This is a genomic window from Micromonospora sp. NPDC003241, from assembly GCF_053589795.1.
Window position 1 is genome coordinate 52,239 of sequence record NZ_JBSFSO010000042.1, and the last position, 6,446, is coordinate 58,684.

The 6,446-nt window shown below is 70.5% G+C and carries 4 protein-coding genes and 1 riboswitch; all 4 genes read left to right on the forward strand.

The annotated features are described in order from the left end of the window. Window positions 1-366 precede the first annotated feature (366 nt). Complete coding sequence (locus ACWDVW_RS26145; RefSeq protein ID WP_449953766.1) at window positions 367-816, forward strand: DoxX family protein; 450 nt, start codon at window positions 367-369, stop codon at window positions 814-816. A gap of 195 nt (window positions 817-1,011) precedes the next feature. Further along, window positions 1,012-1,147, forward strand: a riboswitch (SAM riboswitch). A gap of 9 nt (window positions 1,148-1,156) precedes the next feature. Beyond that, window positions 1,157-2,443, forward strand: coding sequence for a threonine synthase (thrC, locus tag ACWDVW_RS26150; protein WP_449953769.1), 1,287 nt, complete (start codon window positions 1,157-1,159; stop codon window positions 2,441-2,443). Between the two features lie 282 nt (window positions 2,444-2,725). Beyond that, the gene (locus ACWDVW_RS26155) at window positions 2,726-3,745 is read left to right on the forward strand and encodes a GNAT family N-acetyltransferase (RefSeq protein ID WP_449953772.1); all 1,020 of its coding nucleotides are present in this window, start codon (window positions 2,726-2,728) and stop codon (window positions 3,743-3,745) included. A gap of 52 nt (window positions 3,746-3,797) precedes the next feature. Next, window positions 3,798-5,471, forward strand: coding sequence for a phenylacetic acid degradation protein PaaN (paaN, locus tag ACWDVW_RS26160; protein ID WP_449953774.1), 1,674 nt, complete (start codon window positions 3,798-3,800; stop codon window positions 5,469-5,471). The last annotated feature ends 975 nt before the right edge of the window (window positions 5,472-6,446 follow it).

Sequence of the window (6,446 nt, forward strand, 5' to 3'; positions counted from 1 at the left end):
GGCGGGCAGGCGGGCAGGCGGGCAGGCGGGCAGGCGGGGTGGCGAGGCGGGCGCTTCGGGACGGCTTCCCGGCCGGTCGGGGACCGCCCCGCGTACCGGCTGGTGGGACGACGGTGGCCGCTTCCGGACCCGGGTGGGTGCGCGGCCCCGGATCGGATGACCGCGACTTGTTGCCGTCAGATGTCCACGGTGTACAGGGAGACTTACGGAGGGTGACCAAAAGGATCATCGTCGCGGGGGTTTCTTTGGGAGTCCCAGTCGCTACCATCGATGTGGGAGCGTTCCCAAAGGAAGAGATTGCATCGACAAACATTTATCAGTCCCGCATTCTGGTTGCCCTCGTCCATCCACAATGGAGGTTCCGGAATGCGTACTGACCGGTTCGGCGGGCCGGCCCTGTCCCTGTTCCGCATGGTCATCGGCCTGCTGTTTCTCTGCCACGGGTTGTCGTCCCTGTTCGGCGTCTTCGGCGGCGCCCGGGGGAGCGGCGAACCCGTCCCGCTCGGCACCTGGCCGGGCTGGTGGGCCGCGCTGATCCAGGCCGTCTGCGGTGCCCTGGTGCTCGTCGGCCTCTTCACCCGACCGGCGGCACTGGTGGCGTCGGGCTCGATGGCCTACGCCTACTTCGTCGTCCACCAGCCCGAGGCGCTGCTGCCGCTGCGCAACCACGGCGAGTTGTCCGTGCTGTTCTGCTGGTCGTTCCTGCTGATCGCGGTGCTCGGTCCGGGTAGCTGGGCGGTGGACAACCTGCTGCGCCAGCGCAACGGGGCCGCCCTGGACGTGAAGGCGGCCGAACGCAGGTCCGTACCGGCCTGATCCGGCTGGTGCGGCGACCAGGCCGACGCTCGTGCGCGACCCTGGACCGGGTTTCCTCCGGCACCGCCGGAGCCCCTCCGGTCCAGGGTCGTCGCGGTCTGGCAGGCGATGGCGGCGGTGAGGAATCGCTCACAGGCTGAGATCGAACGCTGACGAGCGCGCCGTGATTGCCTAGACTCGGCGGCACAACTGAATACCTCATCCAGAGGGGCTGAGGGATACGGCCCGACGACGCCCCGGCAACCACCCCGCGCGCTCATCGCTGAGCGTCCCGTGGGGCAGGTGCCAATTCCGTCCCCGCCGCAGGGTGCGATGTGGGGGAAGATGAGAGGACTCGGACATGACGTCGGCGCTCGCCCCTACCGGGATCGACACCACCACCAGCCCCGCCCGCGCCCTGGTCTGCCGCGCCTGTTCCGCCCGCTATCCGCTGGCCGCGCAGCATGCCTGTTACGAGTGTTTCGGCCCGCTGGAGGTCGACTACGACCCGGCGGCCCTCGCCAGCGTGACCCGCGAGCAGATCGAGGCGGGCCCGCAGAACATCTGGCGCTACGCGGCGCTGCTCCCCGCCGGCCAGGACCCGGCCACCCGGGTCACCCTGGACCCCGGTTTCACGCCGTTGGTCGCCGCCGATCAGCTCGCGGCCGAGCTGGGCATCACCGGTCCGCTCTGGATCAAGGACGACAGCGCCAACCCCACCCACTCGTTCAAGGACCGGGTCGTCTCGGTCGCGCTGACCGCCGCCCGGGCACTCGGCTTCTCCCGGTTCGCCTGCGCCTCCACCGGCAACCTGGCCAACTCCGTCGCCGCCCACGCGGCCCGGGCCGGCACCCCGTCGGTGGTCTTCATCCCCAGCGACCTGGAGCAGGGCAAGGTCGTGACCACCGCCGTCTACGGTGGTGAACTGGTCGCCATCGACGGCTCGTACGACGACGTGAACCGGCTCTGCGGCGAGCTGGTGGAGACCGACGAATTCGAGGACACCGCCTTCGTCAACGTCAACGTCCGGCCGTACTACGCCGAGGGCTCCAAGACGCTCGGCTACGAGGTCGCCGAGCAGCTCGGCTGGCGGATCCCGGCCCAGGTGGTCATCCCGATGGCCTCCGGCGAACTGCTCACCAAGGTCGACAAGGCGTTCAGCGAGCTGGTCGAGATCGGCCTGGTCGAGGCACCGGCCGGCGGGTGGAAGGTCTTCGGCGCCCAGTCGGCCGGCTGCAACCCGATCGCCACCGCCCTGCACGGCGGCGGCGACACCATCACCCCGGTCAAGCCGACCGGGATCGCCAAGTCGCTCAACATCGGTGACCCGGCCGCCGGCCTCTACGCCCTGGAGGCGGTGCGCCGTACCGGTGGCTGGATGGACTACGCCGACGACGACGAGATCCGGGCCGCCGTGCGGCTGCTGGCGCGTACCACCGGGGTCTTCGCCGAGACGGCCGGCGGGGTGACCGTCGCGGTGCTGCGCAAGCTGGTCGAGTCCGGAAAGCTGGACCCGACCGCCGAGACGGTGGTCTACAACACCGGCGAGGGGCTCAAGACGCTCGACGCCGTCGCGGGCGAGGTCGGGCCGACCCACCGGATCAAGCCGTCGCTGCGGGCCGCCCGCGACGCCGGACTGCTCGGCTGAGGCACACCGCGAGCCCGTCGACCGGGCGGCATGTTGCACGCCGACCGATCCGCCGGGTAACGGGCTTTTAGCGGTGAGTGCCGAAAACACGCCGTCGAGTACTTGACGGCAGGAACCGGGCGGCGCAAGATGCTTCGTGCGGGAGGGCGTTTCGCCGTAGACTTTCAGTCTTTACGACCCAGCGCCGGAGGCGTTGTGCGATCGTCCCTCCCGACCAAGCTCTCCGAAGGGGCCGGCGAATAATCGCTGGCCCCTTCGTTCGTCGTCGCGCAGGCTGCGGACATGGCCATCACCATCACCTCCTTCGGTGCCGACGACGAGTCGGCCATCGAGCAGGCGTTCCAGGTCGGCGCCGACTACAGCGCCACCGACCTGCCGGACTATCCCCCGTTCAGCCGGCAGCGGTTCGCCTCGCTGTTCCACCAGCCGATGCCGGGCACCGAGACCCTCGCCCTGCTGGCCCACGTCGACGGTGTGCCCGCCGGCTACCTGCTGCTCGACCTGCCGCAGCTCGACAACACCGAGAACGCCTCCGCCGAACTCGTCGTACATCCGGACCATCGCCGCCGGGGAGTCGGCCGGGCGCTGTTCGAGCGCGGCCTGCACCTGCTGCGTGAGCGCGGACGCAAACGGGTCAGCGCGATGAGCCGGGCGCACCTGCGCGACGAGCCCGACCGGCCTGGCCCGGCCACCCGGTTCGCCGCCACCGTCGGCGCGGTCGACGCCCTGGCCGACGTACGGCGGCGACTGCACGTCGCCGAGCTGGACCAGACCGCCCTGGACACGTTGCTCGCCGACGCCCGGTCCCGGGCCACCGACTACGAGGTGCTGTTCTGGCGCGGGAACACGCCAGACGATCTGATCGCCGACGTGGCGTACCTGGACGGGCGGCTGCTGGCCGACGCGCCAATGGGTGACCTGGCGTGGGAGCCCGAGCAGGTCGACGCGGAGCGGGTACGCGGCACCGAGCGGGCGCTCGAAGCGCGCGGCAAGCGGCGCTACCACGCGGGCGTACGGCACCGGGAGTCCGGTCGACTGGTCGCCTGGACTCTGCTCGACATGTCACCGACCGCCGACTGGCACGCCTTCCAACAGATCACCATCGTCGACCCGGAGCACCGAGGTCGCCGCCTCGGCCTGCTCACGAAGATCGAGAACCTTCGTCACCTGCTCGCCCACGAGCCCGCCGTCCAGGTGATCGACACCTTCAACGCGGACAGCAACGACCACATGATCACGATCAACGAGCAGCTCGGTTTCCGGGTGATGGACCGGTGGAGCAACTGGCAGCTCGACGTCTGAGGTGTGACACGCCCCTACTGATCCCGGGGCTTCCTGTTGCATGATGGCGGGCATGACGGAGACCCCGCACCCCCTCTACGACAGGCACGCCGACACCCTCGACCGCGCGCTGACCGCGATCACGGAGCGCGGGTACTGGTCCGCCTATCCGGAATCACCCAGCCCCCGGGTGTACGGCGAGACCGCGGCTGCCGACGGCAAGGCCGCCTTCGAGGCGTACCTGGGTGGAGACTTCCCGCTCGACCAGCCGGGCGACGGCGACCGGGTCGCGACCGAGACCAGCCCGTTCGGCGTCCCGCTTGACGTCCGCTACCCGCACGCCACCGCCGACCAGCTCGTCACCGCCGCGTCCGCGGCGCTGCCCGCGTGGCGGGACGCCGGTCCGCAGGTGCGGGTCGGTGTCTGCCTGGAGATCCTCGCCCGGCTGCACGAGCACGTCTTCGAACTGGCCAACGCCGTGCAGTTCACCAGCGGACAGGCGTTCGTGATGGCCTTCCAGGCCGGCGGCGCGCACGCGCTCGACCGGGCGCTGGAGGCCGTCGCCTACGCGTACGCGGAGATGACCCGGCACCCCGGGACCGCCGCCTGGGAGAAGGCCGCCGGCAAGGGCGACCCGCTGCGGATGACCAAGACGTTCCACGTGGTGCCGCGCGGCGTCGCCCTGGTCGTCGGCTGCAACACGTTCCCGACCTGGAACTCGTACCCCGGACTGTTCGCGTCCCTGGTCACCGGCAATCCGGTGGTGGTCAAGCCGCACCCGCGCGCGGTACTCCCGCTGGCCGTGACGGTCCGCTACGCCCGGGAGGTGCTCGCCGAGGCCGGTTTCGACCCGAACCTGGTCCTGCTCGCCCCCGAGGCGCCCGGCGAGAAGCTGGCCTCCACCCTGGCCCTGCACCCGGCCGTCAAGATCGTCGACTTCACCGGTTCCACCGAGTACGGCGACTGGCTGGAGGCCAACGCCCGCCAGGCGGCGGTCTACACCGAGAAGGCCGGGCTCAACACCGTCGTGGTCGACTCCACCGACGACTTCGCCGGCATGTGCCGCAACCTCGGCTTCACCCTGACGCTCTACAGCGGCCAGATGTGCACCACCTCGCAGAACATCCTTATCCCCCGCGACGGCATCGACACCGACCAGGGACACAAGAGCTTCGACGAGGTGGCCGCCGGAATCGCCGCCGCCGTCGGCAAGCTCACCGCCGACCCGGCGCGCGGGGTCGAGCTGACCGGCGCCATCGTCAACGACGGCGTCCTGGACCGCCTCGACGAGGTCACCAAGGTCGGTACGCCGGTGCTGGAGTCGCGTACCGTCACGCACCCGTCGTTCCCGGACGCGGTGGTCCGTACGCCGACGGTCGTCAAGCTCGACGCGAGCGAGACGGCGACCTACTCGCGGGAGTGGTTCGGACCCATCTCCTTCGCCATCGCCACCGACTCCACCGCGCACAGCCTCGACATCCTCCGCGCGACGGTGGGGGAGAAGGGCGCGCTCACCGCCGCCGTGTACTCCACCGACGAGGCGGTGCTGGACGCCGCCGAGAACACCGCGATCGAGGTCGGGGTGCACCTGTCCGGCAACCTCACCGGCGGCGTGTTCGTGAACCAGTCGGCGGCGTTCTCCGACTTCCACGGCAGCGGGGCGAACGCGGCGGCGAACTCGGCGCTCACCGACGGCGCGTACGTCGCCAACCGCTTCCGCATCGTGCAGAGCCGGCGGCACGCCTAAGGGGGGTGTGTGCTTCTGCTTGCGGTGGGGGGTTCCGGGTGCTTGCGGTGGGGGGTTCCGGGTGCTTGCGGTGGGGGGTTCCGGGGCAGCCCGACCCGCTCCGGGCGGTCAGGCTTGATCCCTGCGCGGGTCGGGCTGCCCCGGAACCCCGGTGAGTCACCGTCAGAGCATGAGCTGAGCTGATCGGCTGACGGGTCAGGGTTGTCGTTCGCGTCTTGCGGTGGCCCAGGACCCCGGTCCTGCTCAGGCTCGGGCTGGGCTCGGGCTGGGCTCGGCTTGGGCTTGGCTTAGCTGGGCTCGGCTTGGCTGGGCCGGCTCGGCTCGGTTTGCTCGGCTCGGCTCTGCTGGGCCGAGTCGGTCGGGGCGAGCCGAGTCGGTCGGGTGGGCTGGGTCTCGGGCCGGGCCGGGTCGGGGAGGGCTGGGGCGGGGTGCTGGGGGACGGTGCTGGCGGTACTCCAGCCTGCCGCCTTTGCTCTGCTTCACTCCACGCAACACTTCCGGGAAAACGTGCTGGTTCTGGGCAATTGTCAGGGCATTGCCAGTGCGTTATCTGGCAGGAGGAACGAATCGCCCTGTTCGTTGCGTGGGTTGAAGCAGAGCAAAGGGCGGCGCAGGGGACTAGGCACGCGCCGCATCCGCCGGGACGGCCTGGCCGGTCCGCCACCCCGCGACCGTCGTCGCCGAGCTGGAGTTGGGCCGAGCAATAGTGGGGCCGAGCAGGAGTTGGGACTAACAGAGGCAAGTCGAGTAGGGGTTGGAACGAGCAGGCAGCGGGCGAGCAGGAAGAGGGACCGTGGGTGGCCCGACCAGGGCAAGTCCACGGGGGCAGCCGGACCTGGTCGGGTTTCCGGGCAGCCCACCCTGCGGAGGGATCAAGCCTGACCGCCCGGAGCAGGGTGGCTCTACGACGGCACCGCCTTCGCCCGCGACGGCGTCGTCCTCGTATGCGTCAACTACCGGCTCGGCATCCCCGGC